This window comes from Streptomyces sp. NPDC058469 (assembly GCF_042721125.1).
GTDB lineage: Bacteria > Actinomycetota > Actinomycetes > Streptomycetales > Streptomycetaceae > Streptomyces.
In genome coordinates this window covers 37,381-60,980 of sequence record NZ_JBHXME010000053.1, presented here as the reverse complement: position 1 = coordinate 60,980, position 23,600 = coordinate 37,381, and the positions used below count along the sequence as shown (strand labels likewise).

At 68.1% G+C, this 23,600-nt stretch carries 18 protein-coding genes and 1 other RNA gene; 10 read left to right on the top strand and 9 right to left on the bottom strand.

The window, feature by feature from the left end; translation table 11 throughout:
* Positions 1–103 precede the first annotated feature (103 nt).
* Both prfB and ACFWP5_RS23080 read left to right on the top strand, forming a co-directional pair.
* Positions 104–1,210 carry a peptide chain release factor 2 gene (gene prfB, locus ACFWP5_RS23085; RefSeq protein WP_384159550.1) on the top strand — a complete coding sequence of 369 codons (1,107 nt, stop codon included), beginning with the start codon at positions 104–106 and terminating at the stop codon, positions 1,208–1,210.
* A 323-nt stretch (positions 1,211–1,533) separates the two neighbouring features.
* Positions 1,534–2,136: a hypothetical protein gene (locus tag ACFWP5_RS23080; protein WP_384159547.1), complete on the top strand. Its 603-nt coding sequence runs from the start codon at positions 1,534–1,536 to the stop codon at positions 2,134–2,136.
* Positions 2,137–2,253: 117 nt separating this feature from the next.
* On the opposite strand, the gene ACFWP5_RS23075 is transcribed toward ACFWP5_RS23080, so the two are convergent.
* Entirely contained in the window at positions 2,254–2,445 is a 192-nt protein-coding gene (locus tag ACFWP5_RS23075) for a hypothetical protein (protein ID WP_019056429.1), read from the bottom strand.
* A 251-nt stretch (positions 2,446–2,696) separates the two neighbouring features.
* Here ACFWP5_RS23075 and ftsE point away from each other — a divergent pair, with 251 nt between their 5' ends.
* From ftsE to ssrA, 5 genes are all read left to right on the top strand, one after another.
* Entirely contained in the window at positions 2,697–3,386 is a 690-nt protein-coding gene (gene ftsE, locus ACFWP5_RS23070; RefSeq protein WP_033286714.1) for a cell division ATP-binding protein FtsE, read from the top strand.
* A 55-nt stretch (positions 3,387–3,441) separates the two neighbouring features.
* A complete protein-coding gene (gene ftsX, locus ACFWP5_RS23065; protein ID WP_366490460.1) occupies positions 3,442–4,359 on the top strand; it encodes a permease-like cell division protein FtsX in 918 nt (305 codons plus the stop codon).
* Positions 4,360–4,426: 67 nt separating this feature from the next.
* The gene (locus tag ACFWP5_RS23060) at positions 4,427–5,611 is read left to right on the top strand and encodes a S41 family peptidase (protein WP_384159542.1); all 1,185 of its coding nucleotides are present in this window, start codon (positions 4,427–4,429) and stop codon (positions 5,609–5,611) included.
* A 69-nt stretch (positions 5,612–5,680) separates the two neighbouring features.
* Positions 5,681–6,223 carry an SsrA-binding protein SmpB gene (gene smpB, locus ACFWP5_RS23055; RefSeq protein ID WP_384159539.1) on the top strand — a complete coding sequence of 181 codons (543 nt, stop codon included), beginning with the start codon at positions 5,681–5,683 and terminating at the stop codon, positions 6,221–6,223.
* Positions 6,224–6,349: 126 nt separating this feature from the next.
* Positions 6,350–6,737: a transfer-messenger RNA gene (gene ssrA / locus ACFWP5_RS23050) on the top strand.
* 74 nt (positions 6,738–6,811) lie between these two features.
* Here the strand turns inward: ssrA and ACFWP5_RS23045 are convergent.
* From ACFWP5_RS23045 to ACFWP5_RS23015, 7 genes are all read right to left on the bottom strand, one after another.
* The gene (locus ACFWP5_RS23045) at positions 6,812–9,751 is read right to left on the bottom strand and encodes a glycoside hydrolase family 3 C-terminal domain-containing protein (RefSeq protein ID WP_384159536.1); all 2,940 of its coding nucleotides are present in this window, start codon (positions 9,749–9,751) and stop codon (positions 6,812–6,814) included.
* A gap of 55 nt (positions 9,752–9,806) precedes the next feature.
* Positions 9,807–10,817, bottom strand: coding sequence for a LacI family DNA-binding transcriptional regulator (locus ACFWP5_RS23040; RefSeq protein ID WP_384159533.1), 1,011 nt, complete (start codon positions 10,815–10,817; stop codon positions 9,807–9,809).
* Entirely contained in the window at positions 10,817–13,090 is a 2,274-nt protein-coding gene (yicI, locus tag ACFWP5_RS23035; RefSeq protein ID WP_384159530.1) for an alpha-xylosidase, read from the bottom strand. The genes ACFWP5_RS23040 and yicI overlap by 1 nt, the downstream gene beginning before the upstream one ends.
* Before the next feature lie 15 nt (positions 13,091–13,105).
* Positions 13,106–13,930: a carbohydrate ABC transporter permease gene (locus ACFWP5_RS23030; protein WP_384159527.1), complete on the bottom strand. Its 825-nt coding sequence runs from the start codon at positions 13,928–13,930 to the stop codon at positions 13,106–13,108.
* Complete coding sequence (locus tag ACFWP5_RS23025) at positions 13,927–14,898, bottom strand: carbohydrate ABC transporter permease (protein ID WP_384159525.1); 972 nt, start codon at positions 14,896–14,898, stop codon at positions 13,927–13,929. The genes ACFWP5_RS23030 and ACFWP5_RS23025 overlap by 4 nt, the downstream gene beginning before the upstream one ends.
* Entirely contained in the window at positions 14,895–16,190 is a 1,296-nt protein-coding gene (locus ACFWP5_RS23020) for an extracellular solute-binding protein (RefSeq protein WP_384159522.1), read from the bottom strand. The genes ACFWP5_RS23025 and ACFWP5_RS23020 overlap by 4 nt, the downstream gene beginning before the upstream one ends.
* Positions 16,191–16,395: 205 nt before the next feature.
* Positions 16,396–17,652 (bottom strand): MFS transporter, encoded by a 1,257-nt coding sequence (locus ACFWP5_RS23015; RefSeq protein WP_384159519.1) that lies wholly within the window; start codon positions 17,650–17,652, stop codon positions 16,396–16,398.
* 82 nt (positions 17,653–17,734) lie between these two features.
* Here ACFWP5_RS23015 and ACFWP5_RS23010 point away from each other — a divergent pair, with 82 nt between their 5' ends.
* The gene (locus ACFWP5_RS23010; RefSeq protein WP_384159516.1) at positions 17,735–18,706 is read left to right on the top strand and encodes a LysR family transcriptional regulator; all 972 of its coding nucleotides are present in this window, start codon (positions 17,735–17,737) and stop codon (positions 18,704–18,706) included.
* Between the two features lie 614 nt (positions 18,707–19,320).
* On the opposite strand, the gene ACFWP5_RS23005 is transcribed toward ACFWP5_RS23010, so the two are convergent.
* Positions 19,321–19,965 (bottom strand): hypothetical protein, encoded by a 645-nt coding sequence (locus ACFWP5_RS23005; protein WP_384159513.1) that lies wholly within the window; start codon positions 19,963–19,965, stop codon positions 19,321–19,323.
* A 6-nt stretch (positions 19,966–19,971) separates the two neighbouring features.
* On the opposite strand from ACFWP5_RS23005, the gene ACFWP5_RS23000 reads away from it, so the two are divergent.
* Positions 19,972–22,269 carry a glycosyltransferase gene (locus tag ACFWP5_RS23000; protein ID WP_384159510.1) on the top strand — a complete coding sequence of 766 codons (2,298 nt, stop codon included), beginning with the start codon at positions 19,972–19,974 and terminating at the stop codon, positions 22,267–22,269.
* Positions 22,266–23,534 (top strand): acyltransferase, encoded by a 1,269-nt coding sequence (locus ACFWP5_RS22995; protein WP_384159507.1) that lies wholly within the window; start codon positions 22,266–22,268, stop codon positions 23,532–23,534. The genes ACFWP5_RS23000 and ACFWP5_RS22995 overlap by 4 nt, the downstream gene beginning before the upstream one ends.
* Positions 23,535–23,600: the final 66 nt, after the last annotated feature.

The following is a 23,600-nucleotide window of genomic DNA, read 5'->3' as shown; positions in this document are numbered from 1 at the left end:
CAGGTCACCGCCCACGACATCCACGCCGTTCGGCGGGGTGACGCCCTCCAACTTGAAGGGCGGCAGGGTGGTCCCCGCTTGGCGGAGCCGTTACGCTGGAGGCGTGGCAGTCGTCGATGTATCCGAAGAGCTCAAGTCCCTCTCCTCGACCATGGAGTCGATCGAGGCCGTCCTGGACCTGGACACGCTGAGGGCAGATGTCGTCGTCCTTGAGGAGCAGGCGGCGGCGCCGTCCCTCTGGGACGACCCGGAGGCGGCGCAGAAGGTCACCAGCAAGCTGAGCCACCTCCAGGCCGAGATCCGCAAGACGGAGGCGCTCCGCGGCCGGATCGACGACCTCTCGGTCCTCTTCGAGATGGCCGAGGAGGAGGACGACCCGGACACCCGCGCCGAGGCGGAGAACGAGCTGACCGCCGTCAAGAAGGCGCTGGACGAGATGGAGGTCCGCACCCTCCTCTCCGGCGAGTACGACTCCCGCGAGGCCGTCGTCACCATCCGCGCCGAGGCCGGCGGCGTCGACGCCTCCGACTTCACGGAGAAGCTCCAGCGCATGTACCTGCGCTGGGCCGAGCGCCACGGCTACAAGACGGAGCTCTACGAGACGTCGTACGCCGAAGAGGCCGGCATCAAGTCGACCACCTTCGTCGTGCACGTGCCGTACGCCTACGGCACCCTCTCCGTCGAGCAGGGCACCCACCGGCTGGTGCGGATCTCGCCCTTCGACAACCAGGGGCGCCGCCAGACCTCCTTCGCCGGTGTCGAGATCCTGCCCGTCGTCGAGACGACCGACCACATCGAGATCGACGAGTCCGAACTGCGCGTCGACGTGTACCGGTCCTCCGGCCCCGGCGGCCAGGGCGTCAACACCACCGACTCCGCGGTGCGCCTCACCCACCTCCCCACCGGCATCGTCGTCTCCTGCCAGAACGAGCGCTCGCAGATCCAGAACAAGGCCAGCGCGATGAACGTGCTCCAGGCCAAGCTGCTGGAGCGCCGCCGCCAGGAGGAGCAGGCGAAGATGAACGCCCTCAAGGGCGACGGCGGCAACTCCTGGGGCAACCAGATGCGTTCGTACGTCCTGCACCCGTACCAGATGGTCAAGGACCTGCGCACCGAGTACGAGGTCGGTAACCCCGAGGCCGTGTTCAACGGCGAGATCGACGGCTTCCTGGAGGCCGGAATTCGCTGGCGCAAGCAGCAGGAGAAGTAAGTTTGTCGACAAGGCAACTGCCGTCCATCGGGCGGCAGTTGCCTTGTGCGTCCCCCCGTAGTCCCCAGCTTGATCCCTGATGTCTGGGTTTTACATCACACTCACAGGTTCCATCTCCCAGCAAAGAACGCTTAGTTGGACATTGCGCTCGCAACGGCCTTGACGTTGCTGTGAAAACTGGGAAAGGTGAAGCGTGGCATGCGTGTCTCCGGGGCGCATGTGAACCGGGGGATCTCAGCTTTCGCCAGCCGCCACCCCCGTCGATCACGGCCCCGGACACCGACGCGCCACCCTGACGACGAGCTACTGGGGGTAGCAACCTAATGACCAAGAAGACGCGGATCCGTGTCGCGCGCATAGCGGCCGGCGCGATCATCGCCGCCGGCGCCTCGCTGACCGCCGCGGGTGCCGCATCGGCGCTCGACCTGGGCGTGACCGTGGACGAGAACGGGGTCAGCGCGGACGTCAACCTCGACGGCCCGAGCACGCCGGGCGCCCCGAGCGAGACGCCGACCGACGAGCCCACCGTCATCCCGACGGATGAGCCGACCTCGACGCCGCCCACGGACGAGCCGACCTCGACGCCTCCCACGGACGAGCCGACCGAGCCCACCGACAACCCCACCGAGCCGACGGACGAGCCGACCACGGCCAGCCCCACGGACACCGCCACCAGCGGTTCCGGCTCCACCGGCGGCAACAACACCGACCCCGACGGCGGCTCCTCCGCCCAGGAGGCGGGCACCTCCGCCCTCACCGACACCGGTTCCGACACGTCGGCCCAGGGCAACGGTGACCAGCTCGCCGAGACCGGTGCAGGCCAGACCACGTTCCTGCTGATCGGCGCCGCGACGATGATCGCCGGCGGCATCGCCTTCCGCGTGCTCCCGCGCCTCGCGAGCAACCGCGGCGGCACGATCGCCTGACGGTAGCCGTCCCCGTACGGACCGTACGCACGTCGTACGGCGAAGGGCCCGGAGCGTGTCGCTCCGGGCCCTTCGCACGTGACTCTTCGGTGTGGTCCCGCGTGCTCTCGGTGTGGCTCAGGCGGTCTGGTGCGCCACCAGTGCCAGCGCCGCGATCAGTACCGCGAGCAGGGCGATCAGCGCCATGGGGTTCAGATTGCCCCAGGGGTTCTCCTGCTGCAGCCGCGCGCGGTTCGCACGGCAGACGGGGCAGCGGCCCTCGTTCACGGGCGCCGCGCAGTTCGCGCACACCAACCGGTCGTACGTCATGCGCTCGCCCTCCTTGCACCGGCTTCCACAGACACAACGCCTCGGGAAACTGGAACGTTCCCCCTCCACTGTGCCAGGTTCCGCGGGATTCGGCGCGGCTCGCCTTATCCTGCCCCGACCCTGTGCGTTCCAGCCCTTCAAATCAGCGACAAAACGTGCAAGCCTCGCGCAACCCCGGACGCCGACTGCGCGGGCACACCCGGGTCGCGTATGGTCACGCTCACCTACCCCCGGCTACCCGTGGTGCACCCGTGATCCGATTCGACAATGTCTCCAAGGTCTACCCCAAGCAGACCCGCCCCGCCCTCAGGGACGTCTCCCTGGAAGTGGAGAAGGGCGAGTTCGTGTTCCTCGTGGGGTCCTCCGGCTCCGGAAAGTCCACCTTCCTGAGGCTGGTCCTCCGCGAGGAGCGGTGCAGTCAGGGCCAGGTGCACGTGCTGGGCAAGGACCTCGCCCGCATCTCCAACTGGAAGGTGCCGCAGATGCGCCGCCAGCTGGGGACCGTCTTCCAGGACTTCCGCCTGCTGCCCAACAAGACGGTCGCCGAGAACGTGGCCTTCGCGCAGGAGGTCATCGGCAAGTCCAAGGGCGAGATCCGCAAGTCCGTGCCCCAGGTGCTCGACCTCGTCGGGCTCGGCGGCAAGGAGGACCGGATGCCGGGCGAGCTGTCCGGTGGTGAGCAGCAGCGCGTGGCCATCGCGAGAGCGTTCGTGAACCGCCCCAAGCTCCTCATCGCGGACGAGCCCACCGGCAACCTCGACCCGCAGACCTCCGTCGGCATCATGAAACTGCTCGACCGGATCAACCGGACGGGCACCACCGTGGTGATGGCGACGCACGACCAGAACATCGTGGACCAGATGCGCAAGCGCGTCATCGAGCTGGAGAAGGGCCGCCTCGTCCGTGACCAGGCACGCGGCGTCTACGGCTACCAGCACTGACCGCCGACTGACCGCCGTCTGATGTCCGTCCACGGAAAGGCCTGAAGAAGCCGCCATGCGCGCCCAGTTCGTACTCTCCGAGATCGGTGTCGGTCTCCGTCGCAACCTGACGATGACCTTCGCGGTCGTCGTCTCCGTAGCCCTGTCCCTGGCCCTCTTCGGAGGCTCGCTTTTGATGAGCGACCAGGTGACCACGATGAAGGGCTACTGGTACGACAAGGTCAACGTCTCGATCTTCCTCTGCAACAAGAGCGACGCCGAGTCCGACCCCAACTGCGCCAAGGGCGCGGTGACCGACGACCAGAAGAAGTCGATCGTCTCCGACCTCGGCAAGATGTCGGTCGTCCAGAAGGTCGTGTTCGAGTCCCAGGACGAGGCGTACAAGCACTACAAGCAACAGTTCGGCGACTCCCCGCTGGCCAGTTCGCTGACGCCGGACCAGATGCAGGAGTCGTACCGGATCAAGCTCAAGGACCCGGAGAAGTACCAGGTCATCGCGACCGCCTTCGACGGTCGTGACGGCGTCCAGTCGGTGCAGGACCAGAAGGGCATCCTGGACAACCTCTTCGGCCTCCTGAACGGCATGAACTGGGCCGCCCGCGCGGTGATGGCCCTCATGCTGGTCGTCGCCCTGATGCTGATCGTCAACACGGTGCGCGTCTCGGCGTTCAGCCGCCGCCGCGAGACCGGCATCATGCGCCTGGTCGGCGCTTCCGGCTTCTACATCCAGGCCCCGTTCATCATGGAGGCCGCGGTCGCCGGACTGATCGGCGGCACGGTCGCCTGCGGATTCCTGGTGGTCGCCCGGTACTTCATCATCGACCACGGCCTGGACCTGTCCCACAAGCTCAACCTGATCAACTTCATCGGCTGGGACGCCGTCCTGACCAAGCTCCCCCTCATCCTCGCGACGAGCCTCCTGATGCCGGCGCTTGCGGCGTTCTTCGCGCTGCGCAAGTACCTGAAGGTGTGACACATGCCAAGAGGGCCGTACGGGCAACCGCCCGTGCGGCCCTTCGCGTTGTCCTAGACTCACCGCCATGTCAGGTCGTGACCTGTTCTGTCAGCCCCGCCGCATCCGCCGCGGGGCCGCCCTGACATTGGTGTTCGCGAGTGTGCTGGTCGCCGGTGCGGCGACCGGGTCGTTCGACGAACCCGACCGGCCCGACCGGAAATCGGCGTCCGGTACGGCCCGTTCGGCGCCCGTCGCCCGTACCGAAGAGGTCGCGAAGGCCGCCGCCGAGGCCAAGGCCGACGGCAAGTCGCCCATGGAGGCCGCCGAGCGCGCCGTCAGCCGCAGCGGGGACCGGTGGGGTGCCGTGTACTCCCAAGGGGAGTACGAGGAGTTCGAGGAGGCCCTCGACGGCCAGTACACCGGCGTCGGGCTCTGGGCCCGCCGCGAGCGGGACGGCCGCATCGAGGTGACCCGTGTCCAGTCCGGGTCGCCCGCCGCCACCGCCGGGGTCCGCAAGGGCGACCGGCTGCGCAGCGTCGACGGGGAGAACGTCGACGGGCAGCCCGTCACCGAGGTCGTGTCCTTACTGCGCGGTGACGCCCAGGATGCCGCCGCCGGCACCGCCGTCACCCTCGGCCTGGAGCGCGGCACGCACGCGTGGAGCGAGACCGTACGGCGCGCCCGCCTCTCCACCGACTCCGTGACCGTCCGCAAGCTCGCGGGTGAGGTCACCGTCATCAAGATCGCCGCGTTCACCAAGGGCGTCGGCGACCTCGTCCGCACCGCCGTACGGCAGGCCCCGGCCGACTCCGCGTTCATCCTCGACCTGCGCGGCAACTCCGGCGGCCTGGTCACCGAGGCCGTCACCACCGCCTCCGCCTTCCTCGACGGCGGCCTCGTCGCGACGTACGACGTCGACGGCCAGCAGCGTGCCCTGCACGCGGCGACCGGCGGCGACACCACCAGACCCCTGGTCGCGCTCGTCGACGGCGGCACGATGAGCGCGGCCGAGATGCTCACCGGCGCCCTCCAGGACCGCGGCCGCGCGGTCGTCGTGGGCTCCAGGACCTTCGGCAAGGGCTCGGTCCAGATGCCGAGCAAGCTGCCCGACGGCGTCGTCGCCGAACTGACCGTCGGCCACTACCGCACCCCCTCCGGCCACACCGTCGACGGCCGGGGCATCACCCCCGACCTCGATGTCACCGCGCAGGGACAGGCCGCCGTGGAGCGGGCCGAGACGGTACTGAGCGGGCTCGGGGACGCTTCCTAGTCGTCCGTCGCCACTGTTGGTAATCGCCTTTCCCTCCGACCCCCTCGTAGTGCGAAAATGGGCAGCACTATGAGCAAGGGAATGTACGTACCCAAGGAGTCCCAGCCCAAGCAGGGCGGTGGGGCCGCGAAGGCCAAGGACGGCAAGCGCAAGATCGTCGCGCAGAACAAGAAGGCCCGGCACGACTACGCGATCGTCGACACCTACGAGGCCGGGCTCGTCCTGACCGGCACCGAGGTCAAGTCGCTGCGCCAGGGGCGCGCCTCGCTGACGGACGGCTTCGTCCAGATCGACGGGGGAGAGGCGTGGCTGCACAACGCCCACATCCCCGAGTACAGCCAGGGCACCTGGACGAACCACACGGTCCGCCGCAAGCGCAAGCTGCTGCTGCACCGCGAGGAGATCGACAAGCTGGAGTCCAAGTCGGAGGAGACGGGTCACACGATCGTGCCCCTCGCCCTCTACTTCAAGGACGGCCGGGCGAAGGCCGAGATCGCCCTCGCCCGCGGCAAGAAGGAGTACGACAAGCGGCAGACCCTGCGCGAGAAGCAGGACCGCCGGGAGTCGGACCGCGCGATCGCGGCGGCGAAGCGGAAGCAGCGCGGCGAGTAGCCTGCCGGTCCTGCGGCCGGTCGCCGGGAATACGGTGGCATCGGCGTGCGTTGGTCACGTACGATGGCAACTGCACCCCACAGCGGGTGTGGCGCCCTCTTCGGAGGGACATTGAAAAAACAACATGGGGATGATCGGTTTCGACAGCGGCTGTCGAAGCAGGTGAAGCGTGTCGAGGAAGCGGCAATGATCTCGTTAACCATATGTCGCAACCAATAATCGCCAATTCCAAGAGCGATTCCCAGTCCTTCGCCCTCGCTGCCTAATAACAGCGACTGAAGGACCCTAAAAGGGTGTCAGCCCGGGAGTGTTCCCGACCCGGACCCTGGCATAATCTAGGGAACTAAACCATCGAGCCCGGTCACGGGGTTCGATGGGAAATCAAACAGTGACTGGGCCCGTCGGCGACTTGTTCGCGTGATCACCGGGGCCGAGAAAATCACAGCGAACTGCACACGGAGAAGCCCTGATTCTGCACCGGTGGACGCGGGTTCGATTCCCGCCATCTCCACTCATCCCATGTTTGTGATTGAGTACAGCGGCAGAGGCCCCGCCACTTTCGAGTGGCGGGGCCTTTGTCATGCGCTTTCAGTGAATGCTGAACGTCGACAGGCGCAGGCCGTCGCCCAGGACGAGATACACGTCCGTACGACCCTTTGCCGCGCCCGACAGGTCGGCGGTCACCGTCTCATAGTCGTACGACGATGCCGTCCCGTTCGCGTGTGCCGTACCGACGAGTCTGCCGGTCGGAGAGCCCAGCCGGATCTCGACCGTGCCGGGGGATGTCCCGGCGACGCGGGCGGTGAAATCGGCCGCCCCCTTGCCCAGTTGCGTGTCCGTGAATTTCAGCCACGCCCCGTCCGCAGCCGCGCCCACCGCCGTACCGCTCGCCTTGGACTCGTCCACGAGGTGAATGCCGGAGTAGTCGTCGAAGTTCTCGGCGCGGGTCGTTCGGGAAAGGTTCCGGGGCGGGATGGTCTCGCCGTGGACGCGCCAGGTCGTACGGGCGCGGATGTCCGTGGAGGATGCTCCGGCCATGACGTCGTACGTGCCGCTTTCCACCGCCCATTTCGAGCGGGTGACGTCCCAGTGGGCGAGGTCTTTCTGCTGGATCTTCAGGCGGACTGTTTTTGTCTCGCCCGCTTTCAATGAGACCCGCTGAAAGGCTTTCAACCGCTTCAGGGGTTCTTTGTCGCGGGACGTGCGCTGGTGGGTGTAGAGCTGTACGACCTCGTCGCCGGCCCGCGTTCCCGTGTTCGTCACCGTGACCTCGTAGCCGCCGGTGACGGGTTTCAGGGTGCCGTAGCGGAAGGTCGTGTAGGAGAGGCCGTAGCCGAAGGGGTAGAGCGGGGTGCCCTGGAAGTACTGGTAGGTGCGGTCGGACTTGATGATGTCGTAGTCGAGGATCGAGGGGAGATCCGACTCCGACTGGTACCAGGTCTGGGTGAGGCGGCCGGACGGGTTGACGTCGCCGTAGAGGACGTCGGCCAGGGCATTGCCCGTTTCCTGGCCCGCGTGGGAGGTCCACAGGAGGGCCGGGACTTCCTTCTGGAGGGCGCCGAGTGTGGTCGGGTAGCTGTTCTCGACCACTACCACCGTCTTCGGGTTGGCCCGGTGGACGGCCTTGACCAGGGCTTCCTGGGAGGGGGCCAGGGCCATGTCCGTGCGGTCGTGGGCCTCGCGGCCGTTGATCGACGGCATGGAGCCGATGACTACGACCGCCGTGTCCTTGCCCTTGACCGCCGCCACCGCGTCGGCGACGCCGCTGCGGACCACGTCCTTCGCGTAGTGCGCCGCCTGGTCCTTGGTGACCAGGCCGAGGGTGCCGTTCGTGTCGGTCGGGCCGAGGTAGAGGGGGCTCGACCACCAGGACTCGGTGGTCTCGTAGCCCGCGTACTTCAGCAAGTACGTGCCGTCGTCCTGCTGTTCCAGCTTGAACTGCTGCTGGACGTACCAACCGTTGGGCTGCGTCTGGTCGTTGACGAAGTTCGACCAGTTGTAGCCGACGTACTTGCCGTTGGCGGCCGAGCGCAGGGTCACGATGCCGGAGCCCCAGTCGAAGGCGTCGAACTGGGCGGCTGTTGTAGGGGTGTTCGTGGTCTCCTGCAAGGGTGCGCCCGCGTCGCCGGTGCCCGCCGTGACATATTTGCCGGTCGCCGTGTCGCGCAGGGCGATGCGGTCGACGCCCTCGCTGGTCGTGACACCGGTGCCGAGTTTCGAGGCGATGCCCTTCGCGGGGGTGACGGCGTAGGGGAGGGTGCCCGAGTACCAGTCCGTGTAGAGGGTGTCGGCCAGGGGGCCGACCACGGCTACGTTCTTCGCCGGGCCCGAGCCCGAACTCCTCAGTGGCAGCGCCCCGTTGTTCTTCAGCAGCACCGTCCCCTCGGCCGCCGCCTTGCGTGCCAACCGCTGATGCTCCGAGCTGTTGATGACGGACGCGTCGATCGAGCCGTACTTGCCGCCGCCCGGGTCGAACTCACCGAGCCGGACGCGGACGGAGAGGATGTGGGAGACGGCCGTGTCGATGTCCGAGACCTTCAACAGGCCTTGTTGGAGAGCCGAGGTGACGGCTGTCGTCGTCGGGCCGGGGTCGGCGCTGTTGTCCGTGAAGCTGTCGACGCCGGCCTTGAGTGCTGCCGCGTCGCCCTCGGTGATGCTGGGGTAGTACTGCTGCGGGGTGACGAGGTTGCCGGGGGCGAAGGCGTCGGTGACGTTCAGCAGGCTCTGGTCGGTCCACTTCCGCACTACGTCGTTCAGGTCCGGATTCACCGTGCTGGGACGGCCGTTGACCAGGTTGTACGACGTCATCACGCCCGTGGCCGCGTCCGCCTCGATCGCCGGTTTGAACGCGGCCTCGTCGTACTCCTTCTCCACCCGTGGGCGCAGGTCGGAGGACGTGGTCGCGCGGTCGGCCTCGTTGTTGTAGGCGAGGTAGTGCTTCAGGGTGGGGGCCGTCTTGAGGTGGTTCGGGTCGCCGCCGGTCAGGCCCTCGCCGTATGCCGTGGAGAGGGCGCCGGTGAGTTCCGGGTCCTCGCTGTAGCCCTCCTCGTTACGGCCCCAGCGCGGGTCGCGGAGGAGGTTCACCACCGGGGCCCAGAGATTCAATCCCCAGCCGTCCGGGCGTTGTTGCTGGAAGCCGCGGGCCTCGTCGCCGACCGCCGAGCCGACCTGCCGCATCAGCGCCGGGTCCCAGGTCGAGGCGAGTCCGATGGCCTGCGGGAAGACGGTGGCCCTGCCGAGCCAGGCGACGCCGTGCAGGGCCTCGGTGCCGGTGCGGAAGGACTGGATGCCGAGGCGCGGGATCGCGGGCTCGTACTGGTGGAGGAGGGAGATCTTCTCGTCGAGGGTCAGGCGGCCCAGGAGGTCGTCAACGCGCCGGCTCACCGGGAGAGTTGGGTCGCGGAAGGGGTAGGGGGTGTCGGCCGTCGCGGGGACCGTCGCTCCCAGTCCGGCGATCAGGGCGAACGCCACGACGAGCGTGGTTCTGCGTCTTCTTCCCGTGCCTTGTCTTCTTCTCTTGCCTTTCATGTCACGGCTCCTTCACGTAGGGCCTTGCATGCGGGCGTTACGGACCTCGGAGATCTCAGGGCGCGTTGCGCGGTGCCGTGCTCGCGCGTTCCGTCAGCCGGGGGGACAGGAGTGTCGCGTCGGGTACGGTCTTGCCGCCCAGCTTCGCCATCAGCAACTCGACGGCCCTGGAGCCCAGTTCGGCGGCGGGCAGCGCGACCGACGTGACCGGAACCCGTACGGACTCGGCGAGTTCGTCGGGGCAGATCGCGGTGATCGACAGATCGCCGGGTACGCGCAGTCCGAGCTGCTCGAAGGCGTCGATGAGAGGTTCCAGGAGTGGTTCGTTGTGAACGACGACTCCGGTCAACGCCGGTTGTTCGAGCAGCAGTTGTTCCGCCACGGCCGCCGCCGCGGCGGGTGCCGCCTCGCACGGGTGGACGGAGGAGGCGAGCCTGTTGCGGTCGGCGGCGGCCGTGAAGCCCTGAACGACCCGCTGGGCGAAGGCGGTTCCGCGGACGTACACCTCGGGTGGTGACCCGACGAGGGCGACGACCCGGTGCCCGAGCCCCGCGAGCCGTTCCACGCACAGTTCACCGGCCGCCTTGAAGTCGAGGTCGATGCAGGTCAGTCCGTCCGCCTCGGCGGGGAAGCCGATCATCACGGACGGCCGGTCCAGGGAACGGAGCAACGGCAGCCGGGGGTCGTTGAGTTGGACGTCCATCACGATCATCGCGTCCACGAGTGCGGTGTCCGCGACCCGCCGGAGGCCCTCCTCTCCCTCCTCCTGGGTGAGCAGCAGGACGTCGTGGTCGTGGCGGCGGGCGGTGGTCACCACGGACACCGCGAACTGCATGACGACCGGGACGTGGATGCCGGTCCGTAAGGGGATGACCAGCGCCAGCACGTTCGACCGGCTGCTGGCCAGGGCGCGGGCGCCGGCGTGCGGCCGGTAGCCCAGTTCGCGGATGGACGCCTCGACGCGCTGCCGGGTCTCCTCGGAGATCGGGCGCTTGCCGCTCAGGGCGTACGACACGGTGCTGGGGGAGACGCCGGCGTGCCGGGCCACGTCCGTGATCTTCACCATCAGCCCAGCTCCAGGGTCAGGAACCCGCTGCCCGACTTCGACCGGGACCCGGCGGCCAGCGCCCACGACACGGACGGATCACTGCAGGACGCCCGGAGCGTGTCCCCTTCCCGTACGACGGTGAAGGTCACCTCTCCGACCGGCACCGTCACTTGCGCGCCCCGTCCCAGGTCGTACGCCCGCAGGGTGACCCCGTCGGCGTAGTCGTAGTCGGGCCGGTCGGTCACCGCGCCGACCGGGATCACCGCGCCGGGCCGCACCAGCAGGGGCACGCTGTCGAACGCGTGCTTCTCGCGCACCCAGCGCGGCCCGGTGACCGTGCGGCCGGTGAGGTAGTGGGTCCAGGTGCCCTCGGGGACGTAGTACGAGACGTCCCCGTCGTCGCTGAACACGGGCGCGACCAGCAGATCACTCCCGAGCATGTACTGCCGTTCCAGGTGGGCGCACCCGGGGTCGTCCGGGAATTCGAGGACCATCGCCCGCATTATCGGCACGCCCTCGGCGGAGGCGGTGCGCGCGGTCTCGTAGAGGTACGGCATGAGGCTCAGCTTCAGGCGGGTGAACTGCCGTAGTACGTCGACGGATTCCTCGTCGAAGAGCCACGGGACGCGGTATGAGGAGCTGCCGTGCAGGCGGCTGTGGGAGGACAACAGGCCGAAGGCCAGCCAGCGTTTGAAGAGGGCGGGGGTCGGGGTGCCCTCGAAGCCGCCGATGTCGTGGCTCCAGTAGCCGAAGCCGGACAGACCGAGGGAGAGCCCGCCGCGCAACGACTCGGCCATCGACTCGTAGGTCGCCTCGCAGTCGCCGCCCCAGTGAACCGGGTACTTCTGGCTGCCTGTTGTGGCCGAGCGGGCGAAGACGACCGCCTCGCCCTCGCCCCGGTGTTTGCGCAGCACGTCGAAGACCGTGCGGTTGTAGAGGTAGGTGTAGTAGTTGTGCATCCGCTCGGGGTCCGCGCCGTCCGCGTAGGCGACGTCGACGGGGACGCGCTCGCCGAAGTCGGTCTTGAAGCAGTCGACGCCCTGCGCGAGGAGGGCCTCCAGTTTTCCGGCGTACCAGTCGCGGGCGGCCGGGCTGGTGAAGTCGACCAGGGCCATGCCGGGTTGCCACAGGTCCCACTGCCAGACACTGCCGTCCGGCCTGCGGAGCAGATGCCCAAGTGCCTTGCCCTCGGCGAAGAGTGGCGAACGCTGGGCGATGTACGGGTTGATCCAGACACTGATGTGCAGGCCCTTGGACTTGAGCCGGGCCAGCATGCCTTTCGGGTCGGGGAACACCCTCGGGTCCCACTGGAAGTCGCACCAGTTGAACTCGCGCATCCAGAAACAGTCGAAGTGGAAGACGGAGAGCGGGAGTTCACGCTCCCGCATGCCCTCGATGAAGGACGTCACCGTCTCCTCGTCGTACGAGGTGGTGAAGGACGTCGACAGCCACAGGCCGAACGACCAGGCGGGCGGGAGCGCCGGGCGGCCGGTGAGGGCGGTGTACTTGCGGAGAATCTCCTTGGGGGTCGGGCCGTAGATGACGTAGTACGTCAACTGCTGGCTCTCCACGCTGAACTGGACCCGGGACACCGCCTCCGAACCGACCTCGAAGGAGACCCGGCCGGGGTGGTCCACGAAGACGCCGTAGCCCGCGTCGGTCAGGTAGAAGGGGATGTTCTTGTAGGCCTGTTCGGTGGCGGTGCCGCCGTCGGCGTTCCACATGTCGACGACCTGGCCGTTCTTGACGAGCGGGCCGAAGCGTTCGCCAAGTCCGTAGACGGATGCGCCTACTTGGAGCCCGAGCTGCTCGCGCAGGTAGTGGGCGCCCGTCGCGTCGCGCATGATGCCCATGCCCTTGGGGCCGCTGCCGGTGAGGGTGCGGCCGTGGGCGAGGAAGTCGACGTGCCAGGGGCCGGTGCGGGCGACCTGGACCGACAGGGCGCCGGAGGTGAGGGTCGCGTGCTTGTCGTCGTACGACGTGTGGACCGCGCTGTGCTTTTCTGGGGGACATCCCCCAGACCCCCGGACCTCCTTCTGGACATCGAATTGGGGGCGGCGCGGCTGTTCGCCCTCGAAGTGGGTGAAGGTGACGCCGATGACGTCGGGCATCGGGGCGTGGGCGCTGATCGTCACGACCGGTCCCTTCAGCAGGTCGCCGCGGTGGCGGATGGGCATGGTCGGCGCGTGGATCTCCAGCGTGCTGTCCGGGGCGGTGACATCGAGGACCTCGACCGGGTGGGCCGCGGTGACGCCCTCGCGCAGCAGCCAGTAGCCGTCGGTGAACTTCATGTGGGGGTCCCCTTACTACTTGACGGCACCCACGGCGATGCCGCGCGTGAGGGTCCGCTGGAAGACGAGGAAGAAGACGATGGCGGGCAACACACCGAGCAGGGCAGCCGCGTTGGTCATCGTGGCGTCCATCAGACGCTGGCCCTGGAGGACGCCGAGGGCCACCGACACGGTCTGGTTGTCGTTGGAGATCAGCATGACCAGGGGGAGCAGGAACTCGTTCCAGGTCCAGATGAAGAAGAAGACCAGGAGGACTCCGATGGTGGGGCGGCTGACGGGGACCACGATCCGCCACAGCACCTGCCACTTGTTGGCGCCGTCGATCCGGGCCGCTTCGAGGATCTCCCTCGGGAACTGGCCGAGTACGGAGGAGAGGAGATACGTGCCGAACGCCGCCTGGATCACCGTGAAGACGATGATGACGCTCAACCTCGTGTCGTAGAGGCCGACTTGCTTGCTGAGGTAGTAGATCGGGTAGACCAGCGCCTCCTGCGGCAGCATGTTGGCGAGGACGAAGAAGGCCAGGACCCAGGTGCGGCCCTTGATACGGCCGATGCCGATCGCGTACGCGTTGAGGACGGAGAGGGCGGCGGCGAGGAGGGCGACCGAGCCGCTGATCAGGGCCGAGTTGAAGAGTTTCTGGCCGTAGTCGACGCGCTGCCAGAAGTCCTTGAGGCCGTCCAGGTAGAGGCCCTTGGGGAGGCTGAGGGGGCCGTGTGCGGAGTACTCGGCCGGTGACTTCACGGCGTTGACCACGACGATCAGGAACGGGACGACCATGAAGAGGGCCGCGATGCACAGGGCGATCAGTACGGGGTAGCGGCGCAGGGCGGTCGTCATGTGCGGACCCCTTCCTCGGCGTCCTCCGCGCGGGTCTGGAGCTTCAGGAAGGCGAGGGAGAGCACCAGGATGATCACCGTCAACACCGTTGATATCGCGGCTCCGTAGCCGACCTGGGTCTTCTCGAAGAACGTGGTGAAGGAGAAGTAGGAGGGGACGTCGGTCGCGCCGCCCGGACCGCCCTTCGTCAGCACGTACACCGCGCCGAACACCTTGAGCGCGGCGATGGTGCACCACGTGAGGACGACGTAGATCTCCGGGCGGATCTGCGGCAGCGTGATGTGCCAGAAGCGGCGCCACCAGCCGGCGCCGTCCAGCTCGGCGGCCTCGTAGAGCTGGGGGTCGACGCGTTGCAGCCCGGCCATGAACACCACGAGCGGGAAGCCGAGTTGGACCCAGACCATGACGCCCATGACGCTGTAGAGCGCGATGTCGGGGTCGCCCAGCCAGTCCTGTTGCCAGGAGCCCAACCCGACTGCTTTCAGCAGGGCGTTGAGGGAGCCGTTGTCGGGGGCGAGGATCCAGCTCCAGACGATGCCGGCGACCGCGATCGGCAGCACCTGGGGGAGGTAGAAGCAGGCGCGGAGGATCGCGGCGACACGGGTGCCGAAGTGCTTGGCGATGTAGTCGAACAGGGCGGCGGCGAGGACCAGTCCGATCAGTGTCGGTACGGCCGCCATCGCCACCACCATGAACAGGCTGTGGCGGAAGGACGCCCAGAACTCCGAATCGTCCAGCAGATCACGGTAGTTGGCGAGCCCGGTCCACTTGGGGTCGCCCACGCCCTGCCAACTCGTGAAGCTCACGGCCGTGTTCATCAGGAACGGGACGACGATCACGGCGAGGGCAGCCAGGGCGCCGGGGACGAGGAAGAGCGCGTACGAGTCGCGGGGGCGGCGTGGGCTGCGCGGGCCGGGGCGCTGGTGCTTGCCGGCGGCCCGCGCGTCCTTTTCGACGGTGACCGTCATGTCGACGGGACGCCCTTGTCGTACGCCTTCTGCAAGTTGCTGAGATAGGCGTCCGGCTTCTCGCTGTTCGTGATCAGCTTCTGGGTCTCGGAGACGAGGACGTCGTAGAAGCCGGGGACCGGCCAGTCCGGGTAGAAGGCCAGGCCGTCACGGGCGGAGACGGTGTTGAAGTTGGCGATGAGTTCCTTGGACTTGGGGTCGGTGATCGCGGAGGTGTCGGCCGCGACCGGGATGCCGCCCTTGTTGCCCATCAGGTTCTGGATCTTCTTCGACAGGGTGATGTCGATGAAGTCGTAGGCGAGTTGCTTGTTCTTGGCACCCTTGGGGACGACCCAGATGTTGCCGCCGGAGCCGAGGGTGAGGTTCGAGCCGGGCCAAAGGGTCGTGTCCCAGTCGAACTTGGCCTCCGTCTGGAAGCGGCCGTACCACCAGCTGCCGGAGAACAGGATCGGGGCCTTGCCCTGTATCCAGGAGACACCGGCGTCCTCGGCCTTCGTGCCGCTGGAGGTCTTGGCGATGTAGCCCTTCTTCACCCAGTCGGCGAACGTCGTCGCCGCGTACGTCCAGGCCGGGTCGTGGAAGTCCGTCTTGCCCTTGTACAACTCGTACTTGTCGACCCAGGCGCGGTCGGCCTTCGAGAGCGCGAGTTGGTAGAGGTACTGCTGGGCCACGTACTCGGCGCCCGCGTTGGCGAGGGGGGTGACGCCCTTCGCCGTGAACTGGGCCATGGCGGCGGTGAGTTCGTCGAACGTCTTCGGCTCGGCGATCTTGTACTTCTTGAAGAGGGCCTTGTTGTAGTAGACCATCGTGTACTCGCCGTAGTCCGTGACGCCGTACCACTTGCCGGAGCCCATCACTCCGTTGGTGTCGTAGACGTCCGTCGTGCCCACGCTCGCGGGGATCTTCTTGTCCCAGCCGCGCTTCGTCGCCTCGGCGGTGAGGTCGGTGAGCAGGCCTTGTTTCGAGAGCAGGCCTGCCGTCGCGTTGCCCTTGTTGTACTCCATGATGTCCGGGGCGTCGGACGAGTTGAGGACCATGGGGGCTGTCTTCTGGATCTGCTCGAAGCCCTTCTCCTCGAACTTCACCTTCACGCCCGGGTGTTGGGCCTCGAACTCCTTGATGGCCTCGTTCCAGGCCACGCCCATCGCGCTGTCGGGGCCCTCGTAGTGCCAGAGCTTGAGGGTCTTGCCGTCCGAGGAGCCGTTGTCCGAGCTGCCGCCGCAGGAGGACAGGAGCAGGGATCCGCTCAGGATCAGTGCGGCTGCTGTTGCGCGCCGTTGTGCCGTCGACATCCAGTGCCTCCAGGGGAGTCGGATGGGGGTCGAATCGATTCGACGGGGGGCGTCGAAGCGCTTCGATGGAGGAAGGTATGTAGGGGCTGTGAGGGCGTCAATGGGTTGGGCGGAGATTGGCGCAAGCGGTTCGATGGGTTCGTGGGTGGGTGCGGCGCCGTGGAGGCTGGTCGCGCAGTTCCCCGCGCCCCTGGGGAGCTGCCCCTTACGGCGTTTCCTTGCTCAGGACGCCGATCAGTAGCGCTGTTGCTGCTGCCGCTGTCGGTACCGCGAAGCCCGCCGTCGGTGATGCGTGATCCGCCACCCAGCCTCCCGTCGCTGAACCGCACGCGATTCCCAGCAGCAAGCCCGTCACTGCCAGGCTCATGCCCTCGTTCAACCTGCCCTCGGGTGTGCGGTGTTGGAGCAGGGTCATCGCGGTGATCATCGTGGGGGCCGTTGCCATGCCTGCCAGCAGCAGGGCAACTGCCAGCGCCGGGAGGGAGTTGAGCGTGCGGGTTGCCAGTAGGGGCAGTGGCATCAGGGTCGTCATCGCCAACAGGCACCACCGCAGGCGGCGTTCCGGTGCGTCCGTTGGGTTCAGCGTGCCGTAGAGCAGGCCCGCCGCGCAGGAACCGGCTGCCTGGAGGGCCAACACCGCGCCGCCCGCCGCGCGGTGACCCACCGCGTCCGCGTAGGCGAGCGTCACTACCTCCATCGCGCCGAACACGGCCCCGGTTGCGATGAAGCCGGCGACCAGGGGAGGGATGCCGGGGGTGCGGAGGGGTGAACTGCCCTTTGGGGTCGGGCTCGGTGGTGGTTCCGTGGAGCGCTGGGCCGTGAAGATCAGGATGCCGGTCAGGAGGAGTACCGCCCCGATCAGGGTGCCCGCCTCCGGGAAGAACGTGCCGCACAGGAAGGCCGCCAGTGCCGGGCCCAGCATGAAGCAGAGTTCGTCCGCCGCCTGCTCGAAGGAGTTCGCCGTGTGCAGGGCCTCGGTGTCGTCGGCGAGGAGATGGGCCCAGCGGGCGCGGGACATGCCGCCGGTGTTGGGGGTCGTCGCGGTGGCCGCGTAGGCGGCGAACAGGGTCCAGTCGGGGGCGCCGTAGCGGACGCAGAGGAGGAGGGCCAGGGAGCCGAGCGCCGCAACTGCCGTTGCCGGCACGGCTGTTCGGGACTGGCCGTGGCGGTCGGTCAGCCTCGCTATCCACGGGCCCGCCAGTGCTGTCGCCGCGAGGCCCGTCGCGGTGACGGCGCCGGCCAGGGCGTACGAACCCCGTGAACCGGCGATCATCACCACCGCGCTCACGCTGAACATGCCTGCGGGGAGGCGGGCGATGAGGTTCCCGGCGGTGAAGGCGCGGGTGCCGGGGAGGGTGAAGAGGTGGCGGTAGGTGGGGCGGGTGGTGGTCCGGCGGTTGGTGGTCCCGGGTTCGGTGGTCCGGGGTTCCGTGGTCCGGGGTTCGGTGGGCGTTTGCGGCATGCGGTAACCGTCGCCCGGAGTGGATCACCGGGTCCAACACCTGGTCCCGCCGATTCACGCACCCGCGTTGTAAGTTCGCCGGATGCCCACCTCGCTCGACCCCCGTCTCCTGCGCGCCTTCGTCGCCGTAGCCGAAGAGTTGCACTTCACCCGGGCCGCCGCCCGCTTGTACGTCGCCCAGCAGGCGCTCAGTCGTGATGTGCGGCGGCTGGAGCGGGAGTTGGGGGCCGAGTTGTTCGTGCGCACCACTCGGCAGGTGACGTTGACGGCGGACGGTGAGCGGCTGGTGCCGTATGCGCGGCGGGTGCTCGGTGCGCAGGACGAGCTGCTTGCCGCGTTCCGGGAGGCCGGGCCCCGGCCTCTCCTCGTCGATCTGAACTCGCCGGGGTTGGGCACCGGACGCCGCGTGCTGCATCGGGCCCGTGAACTCGCCCCGGAGCAGGAGCTGATGGCCCGCTATGAGAGTGGACTGGCGGGCGCGGCGGGGGAGTTGCTGGCGGGGCGGCTCGATGTGTCGTTCGGGCGGTTCGCCGGGCTGGACCCTGTGTTGCGGGCCGGCCTCGATCATCAACTCGTGCGGTACGAGCCGATGGCGGTCGTGTTGCCCGAGGGGCATCGGTTGGCGTCGCTCGCGGAGGTGCCTGTCGACGCGCTCGCGGGGGAGGTCGTGTACGCCGGAGCCGGGAATCCGCGTACTCCGGAGTGGACGGATCTCGCGCGTCGTTTGTTCGAGGGGCGTGACATCGAGGTTGCCGCGCCCGCGCCGATGGCCGTAGGCGAAGAGGAGTTCGAGCGGGTCATGGCGAAGACGCGGACGCCGATCCTCGCCGTGGTGGACTTTCCGGCCATGCCTCGGACGGTGTTGCGCCCGCTGGTGGACCCGGTGCCGTTGTCCGCCGTGTCGCTCGTGTGGCGAAAGGGGCTGGTGCACCCCGGATTCGATGCGCTTCGACGTGCTGCGGTGGAGATCGGTACCGCCGAGGGATGGCTGCGTCGGCCGGTGAACGGATGGATTCCGGCCATCGACGTGGACATGCTAAAAAGGGGAAAATAACGCATCCCACCACATGAAGTGCCCCTGTGCGCTACCTTCAGGGGCCTGAGCACGGTGTGGTAAGGGGGGCGCGAGGACCGGGTGGGGGCCCGGTTCGGCGGCGTGTGCTCAGGGTCGTTTGCGCACCCGGAACAGTCCCGTGGGGGGATGTGCGTGCGCATGGAAAAGTGGCGAGAAGACGCCCAACCGGAATGGCCCCAAGCCGCATCCGCGACCAGAGACGTACCGGTCGTAGGCGGAGAGGCCCAGGCGTTCCCGGAGACCGGAACAAGTGGAGGATCAGAGGTTTTGGAGGGCGGCAGACATGCCGCCAAGGACGGCCGTCATGCCGGTAAGGACAGTCGTCGTACGACCAAGGACGGCCGCCGTATACGGACCGGGTGGCCCGAGCCTCCACCAGGCAAGGACGCCGCATCCGCCGCATCCGTGACACCTGTCGCCGGTGTCGGCGCGGGAATCCTCGCCGATCCCTGGGACGCGTCAGCGGAGACAGGGTTGGGGATGGGGAGTGGGACCGGGGGAGCAGGGGACGGCACGGCCGACCCCGACGAGGTGACCGTCCAGCTCGACGGGCCCGCTCGGCACGCGGAGGGCGGGGGTAGGACGGGCGCCGGTCACGACGGTTCCGACCGGCCCGTCTTCGTCGACGAGTCCGGCCGTCGTAGCCGTAGGTACCGCCGGATCGGTATGGCCATCGGCCTCGCGTGTGCGGTGTACGCCGTCGTCATCGTCATCACGTTGTTGTCCGGCAGTTCGGACGCGCCGTGGCTGCTGGTGCCGGGGCAGAAGGACGACGCGCCCGCGGGCAAGGTCGACACCTCGCCGCTGCCCGCCGAGTCGGGGCGCCCGTCCGGTGGCAGCGACAGTGTGGCGCCGGGGAACATTCCGACGGCGAGCGACGGTACGACGCCGTCGCCGGGCGTGAGTGTGAGCGGTGCGGCCGGCGCGTCCGCGAAACCCGGTGGCAAGGCGAGCACGTCCGCGTCGCCCGGGGCGTCCGCGAGCAGGAGCGCCTCGGCGCCGGCGAGTGGCGGCGCGAGCAATCCGGTCGTACAGCCCTCGCGGTCGTCGGCGTCACCGCCGGCCGACCCGACGCCGTCCAACAGCGTGAGCGCGCCGGCCGATCCGGCGCCGACCCCGAGCGCGACGGCGGGCACCGGCACGGTGGCCGACGCGCCGAGCACTCCGTCGCCCGTGGCGCAGGGGCCGGCCGCTCCTTCCGAACCGGCCCCGACCCCGTCCAAGACCCCGGAGCACATCCTCTGATGGCATCGCACAACCGCCGCCCCAAGGCCACGCACCAGGCCCCGGGCGGACGTCATGGAGCAACTCCGGTCGCGGCAAGCGGAGTTGGGCCCAGCGATCGGAAGGGAGTTGGGCCCGGCCCCGCGCCTCGCACCGCGCGCGATCCCCGGCGCCGCCGGCTGTCCATGCGGTTCCTGCTGCCGATGCTGCTGCTCGTCGCGTTGCTGGCGATGCTGATGCTGCGCGGCTACGTGCACAGCGAGATCCTCGCCGACCACCGCATCCGTCCCGAGGCGGCCACCAACAAGGTGCCGGACAGGATTCTCGACGGCGGCCCGGTCATCGACACCCGCGGCGGCCGTACGAGCAGCCTGGACGTGCCGGACCACGACATCGTCCTGACCTTCGACGACGGCCCCGACCCGACCTGGACGCCCAAGGTCCTGGACGTGCTCAAGAAGCATCACGCGCACGCCGTCTTCTTCGTCACCGGCACGATGACCTCGCGCTACCCGGGCCTGGTCAAACGCATCGTGGCGGAGGGCAACGAGGTCGGCGTGCACACCTTCAGCCACCCCGACCTCTCCTTCCAGTCCAAGAAGCGCATCGACTGGGAGCTGTCCCAGACCCAGCTGGCGATCACCGGCGCGGCGGGCATCCGTACGTCGTTGTTCCGGCCGCCGTACTCGTCGTCCGCCGACGCGATGGACAACCTGTCCTGGCCGGTGACCGAGTACATCGGCACCCGCGGCTACATCACCGTCGTCAACAACACGGACAGCGAGGACTGGCAGAAGCCCGGCGTCGCGGAGATCATCAGCAACGCGACCCCGCGCGGCGGCAAGGGTGCGATCGTCCTCATGCACGACTCGGGCGGCGACCGCCACGAGACCGTGCAGGCGCTGGACAGGTTCCTGCCGGAGATGCAGGCCAAGGGCTACACGTTCGACAACCTCACCCAGGCACTCGGCGCGCGCAGCGCGCTCACCCCGATGACCGGCGTCAACCTGTGGAAGGGCAAGGCGTGGATCTTCCTGGTCCAGGCCTCGGACAGCATCATGGACGTCCTGGTGGTGGGCCTGGCGATCACCGGCTCCCTCGTCATCGCCCGCTTCGCACTGATGCTCCTGCTCTCCGTCATCCACGCCCGCCGGGTGCGCCGCAAGGACTTCGCGTGGGGCCCGCCGGTCACCGAACCGGTCACGGTCCTCGTCCCGGCGTACAACGAGGCCAAGTGCATTGAGAACACGGTCCGTTCCCTCATGGCGAGCGAACATCCCGTCGAGGTGATCGTCGTCGACGACGGCTCGGCCGACGGTACGGCGAGAATCGTGGAGGCGATGTTCCTGCCGAACGTACGGGTCGTGCGCCAGGTCAACGCGGGCAAGCCGGCCGCCCTCAACCGCGGCCTGGCGAACGCCAGTTACGACCTCATCGTCATGATGGACGGCGACACGGTCTTCGAACCGGCCACCGTCCGCGAACTGGTCCAGCCCTTCGGCGACCCGCGCGTGGGCGCAGTCGCCGGCAACGCGAAGGTCGGCAACAGGGACTCCCTCATCGGCGCCTGGCAGCACATCGAGTACGTGATGGGCTTCAACCTCGACCGCCGTATGTACGACATCCTGCGCTGCATGCCGACGATCCCGGGCGCCGTGGGGGCCTTCAGGAGAAGCGCGTTGGAGCGGGTCGGCGGCATGAGCGACGACACCCTCGCCGAGGACACCGACATCACGATGGCGATGCACAGGGACGGCTGGCGGGTGGTCTACGCCGAGAAGGCCCGCGCCTGGACCGAGGCCCCGGAGACGGTCCAACAACTCTGGTCCCAGCGCTACCGCTGGTCCTACGGCACGATGCAGGCGATCTGGAAACACCGGGGCGCGATCCTGGACCGGGGCCCGTCCGGCCGCTTCGGCAGGGTGGGCCTCCCACTGGTGGCCCTGTTCATGGTGATCGCCCCGATCCTGGCCCCGCTGATCGACGTGTTCCTGTTCTACGGCCTGGTGTTCGGCCCGACGGAGAAGACGTTCCTGGCCTGGCTGGGCGTCCTGGCGATCCAAGCGTTCTGCGCGGCCTACGCCTTCCGCCTCGACCGCGAACGCATGACCCACCTGGTCTCACTGCCCCTCCAACAGATCCTCTACCGCCAACTCATGTACGTCGTACTGCTCCAGTCCTGGATCACCGCGCTCACCGGGGGCCGCCTGCGCTGGCAGAAGCTGCGGCGGACGGGGGTCGTGGGGGCGCCGGGCGGGCCGGTATCGGCTCAGCGCAGCGGTAGCGGTAGCGGCAGTGATCGGAGGACTGTGGCATGACGCACGGATACACGGCAGGGACGGGTACGAGCCCGGATCCGGAGTCGACGCCGGCGTACGGGATTCCGCAACAGCGGCAGCAAGAACCCTTGGCGGAAAGGCCGGTTGAAGCGAAGAAGGGCGGGGGTGGCCGGGACCGCTACCTAGACCTCCTCCGCTCGATCGCCCTCGTCCGGGTGGTCATCTACCACCTCTTCGGCTGGGCGTGGCTGTCGGTCCTGTTCCCTTCCATGGGCGTGATGTTCGCGCTGGCGGGTTCGCTGATGGCCCGCTCGCTGAACCGCCCCGCGCTGGGTGTGATCAGGGGTCGGCTACGGCGCCTGCTGCCCCCGCTGTGGGCGTTCAGCGCGGTGGTGCTGGTGATGATGTTCGCGAGCGGCTGGAACCCGCTCAAGGACCCTGACCTGGGCGGCACTTGGGGTGTGGCGAAGCTCTTCGACTACATCGTCCCGTTCGGTGCGCCGCCGTATCCCGAGCATCTGGGTTCGGAGTCGGGCCTGTTGGAGAGCACGTGGGCGGACCAGGCGGCGGGGCCGTTGTGGTACTTGCGGGCGTATCTGTGGTTCGTGATCGCGTCGCCGCTGCTGCTGTGGGCGTTCAGGAGGGTCCCCTGGGCAACTCTGCTGGCACCCTTGGCGCTGACGGCGGTCGTAGGCACAGGCCTTGTGACCATCCCCGGTGAGACGGGCAACGCGGTGTCGGACTTCGCGGTGTACGGGGGCTGTTGGGTCCTGGGCTTCGCGCACCACGAGGGCGTACTGAAGAAGGTCCCGCGCTACCTCGCGGTGTCGGGCGCGACCCTGATCATGGGCTTCGGGTTGTGGTGGGCGTCGGGTCATCTGGGCCCCGATGGCTGGGACTTGAACGACATCCCGCTGGCCCAGGCGACCTGGTCCTTCGGCGTCGTGGTGATCCTGCTCCAGTACGCGCCGTCCTGGCAGGAGTTGCCGAGGCGGTTGGCTCGCTGGGACAAGCTGGTGACGCTGTCCAACAACCGTGCCGTCACGATCTACCTGTGGCACAACCTCCTCATCATGGCCACGGTCCCGATCCTCGACCAGCTGTACAACCTGCCCTTCATGGAGAACGACACGGCGACCGCCTTCCTCGACAAGGCGGACACGTTCCTGATGTTCCTACTGATCTGGCCGCTTATTGCCTTGGCGATCCTTGCGTTCGGGTGGATCGAGGACATTGCCGCCAAGCGGGGGCCGAGGTTGTGGCCGGACGGGGGGAGTCGGGGGAGGGCTCGGCGGAGGGGGTGATGAGAGCTTGACCATCGGCACCGAGTACAGGTCGGGCGACTACTCGCTTTCCTGCGGGGACGACTA

Coding starts and splice junctions, on each gene's coding strand:
- ACFWP5_RS23080 (WP_384159547.1), top strand. CDS start 1,534: ATGACCAAGAAGACGCGGATCCGTGTCGCGCGCATAGCGGCCGGCGCG.
- ACFWP5_RS23075 (WP_019056429.1), bottom strand. CDS start 2,445: ATGACGTACGACCGGTTGGTGTGCGCGAACTGCGCGGCGCCCGTGAAC.
- ftsX (WP_366490460.1), top strand. CDS start 3,442: ATGCGCGCCCAGTTCGTACTCTCCGAGATCGGTGTCGGTCTCCGTCGC.
- ACFWP5_RS23060 (WP_384159542.1), top strand. CDS start 4,427: ATGTCAGGTCGTGACCTGTTCTGTCAGCCCCGCCGCATCCGCCGCGGG.
- smpB (WP_384159539.1), top strand. CDS start 5,681: ATGAGCAAGGGAATGTACGTACCCAAGGAGTCCCAGCCCAAGCAGGGC.
- ACFWP5_RS23045 (WP_384159536.1), bottom strand. CDS start 9,751: ATGAAAGGCAAGAGAAGAAGACAAGGCACGGGAAGAAGACGCAGAACC.
- ACFWP5_RS23040 (WP_384159533.1), bottom strand. CDS start 10,817: ATGGTGAAGATCACGGACGTGGCCCGGCACGCCGGCGTCTCCCCCAGC.
- yicI (WP_384159530.1), bottom strand. CDS start 13,090: ATGAAGTTCACCGACGGCTACTGGCTGCTGCGCGAGGGCGTCACCGCG.
- ACFWP5_RS23030 (WP_384159527.1), bottom strand. CDS start 13,930: ATGACGACCGCCCTGCGCCGCTACCCCGTACTGATCGCCCTGTGCATC.
- ACFWP5_RS23025 (WP_384159525.1), bottom strand. CDS start 14,898: ATGACGGTCACCGTCGAAAAGGACGCGCGGGCCGCCGGCAAGCACCAG.
- ACFWP5_RS23020 (WP_384159522.1), bottom strand. CDS start 16,190: ATGTCGACGGCACAACGGCGCGCAACAGCAGCCGCACTGATCCTGAGC.
- ACFWP5_RS23015 (WP_384159519.1), bottom strand. CDS start 17,652: ATGCCGCAAACGCCCACCGAACCCCGGACCACGGAACCCCGGACCACC.
- ACFWP5_RS23010 (WP_384159516.1), top strand. CDS start 17,735: ATGCCCACCTCGCTCGACCCCCGTCTCCTGCGCGCCTTCGTCGCCGTA.
- ACFWP5_RS23005 (WP_384159513.1), bottom strand. CDS start 19,965: ATGTGCTCCGGGGTCTTGGACGGGGTCGGGGCCGGTTCGGAAGGAGCG.
- ACFWP5_RS23000 (WP_384159510.1), top strand. CDS start 19,972: ATGGCATCGCACAACCGCCGCCCCAAGGCCACGCACCAGGCCCCGGGC.
- ACFWP5_RS22995 (WP_384159507.1), top strand. CDS start 22,266: ATGACGCACGGATACACGGCAGGGACGGGTACGAGCCCGGATCCGGAG.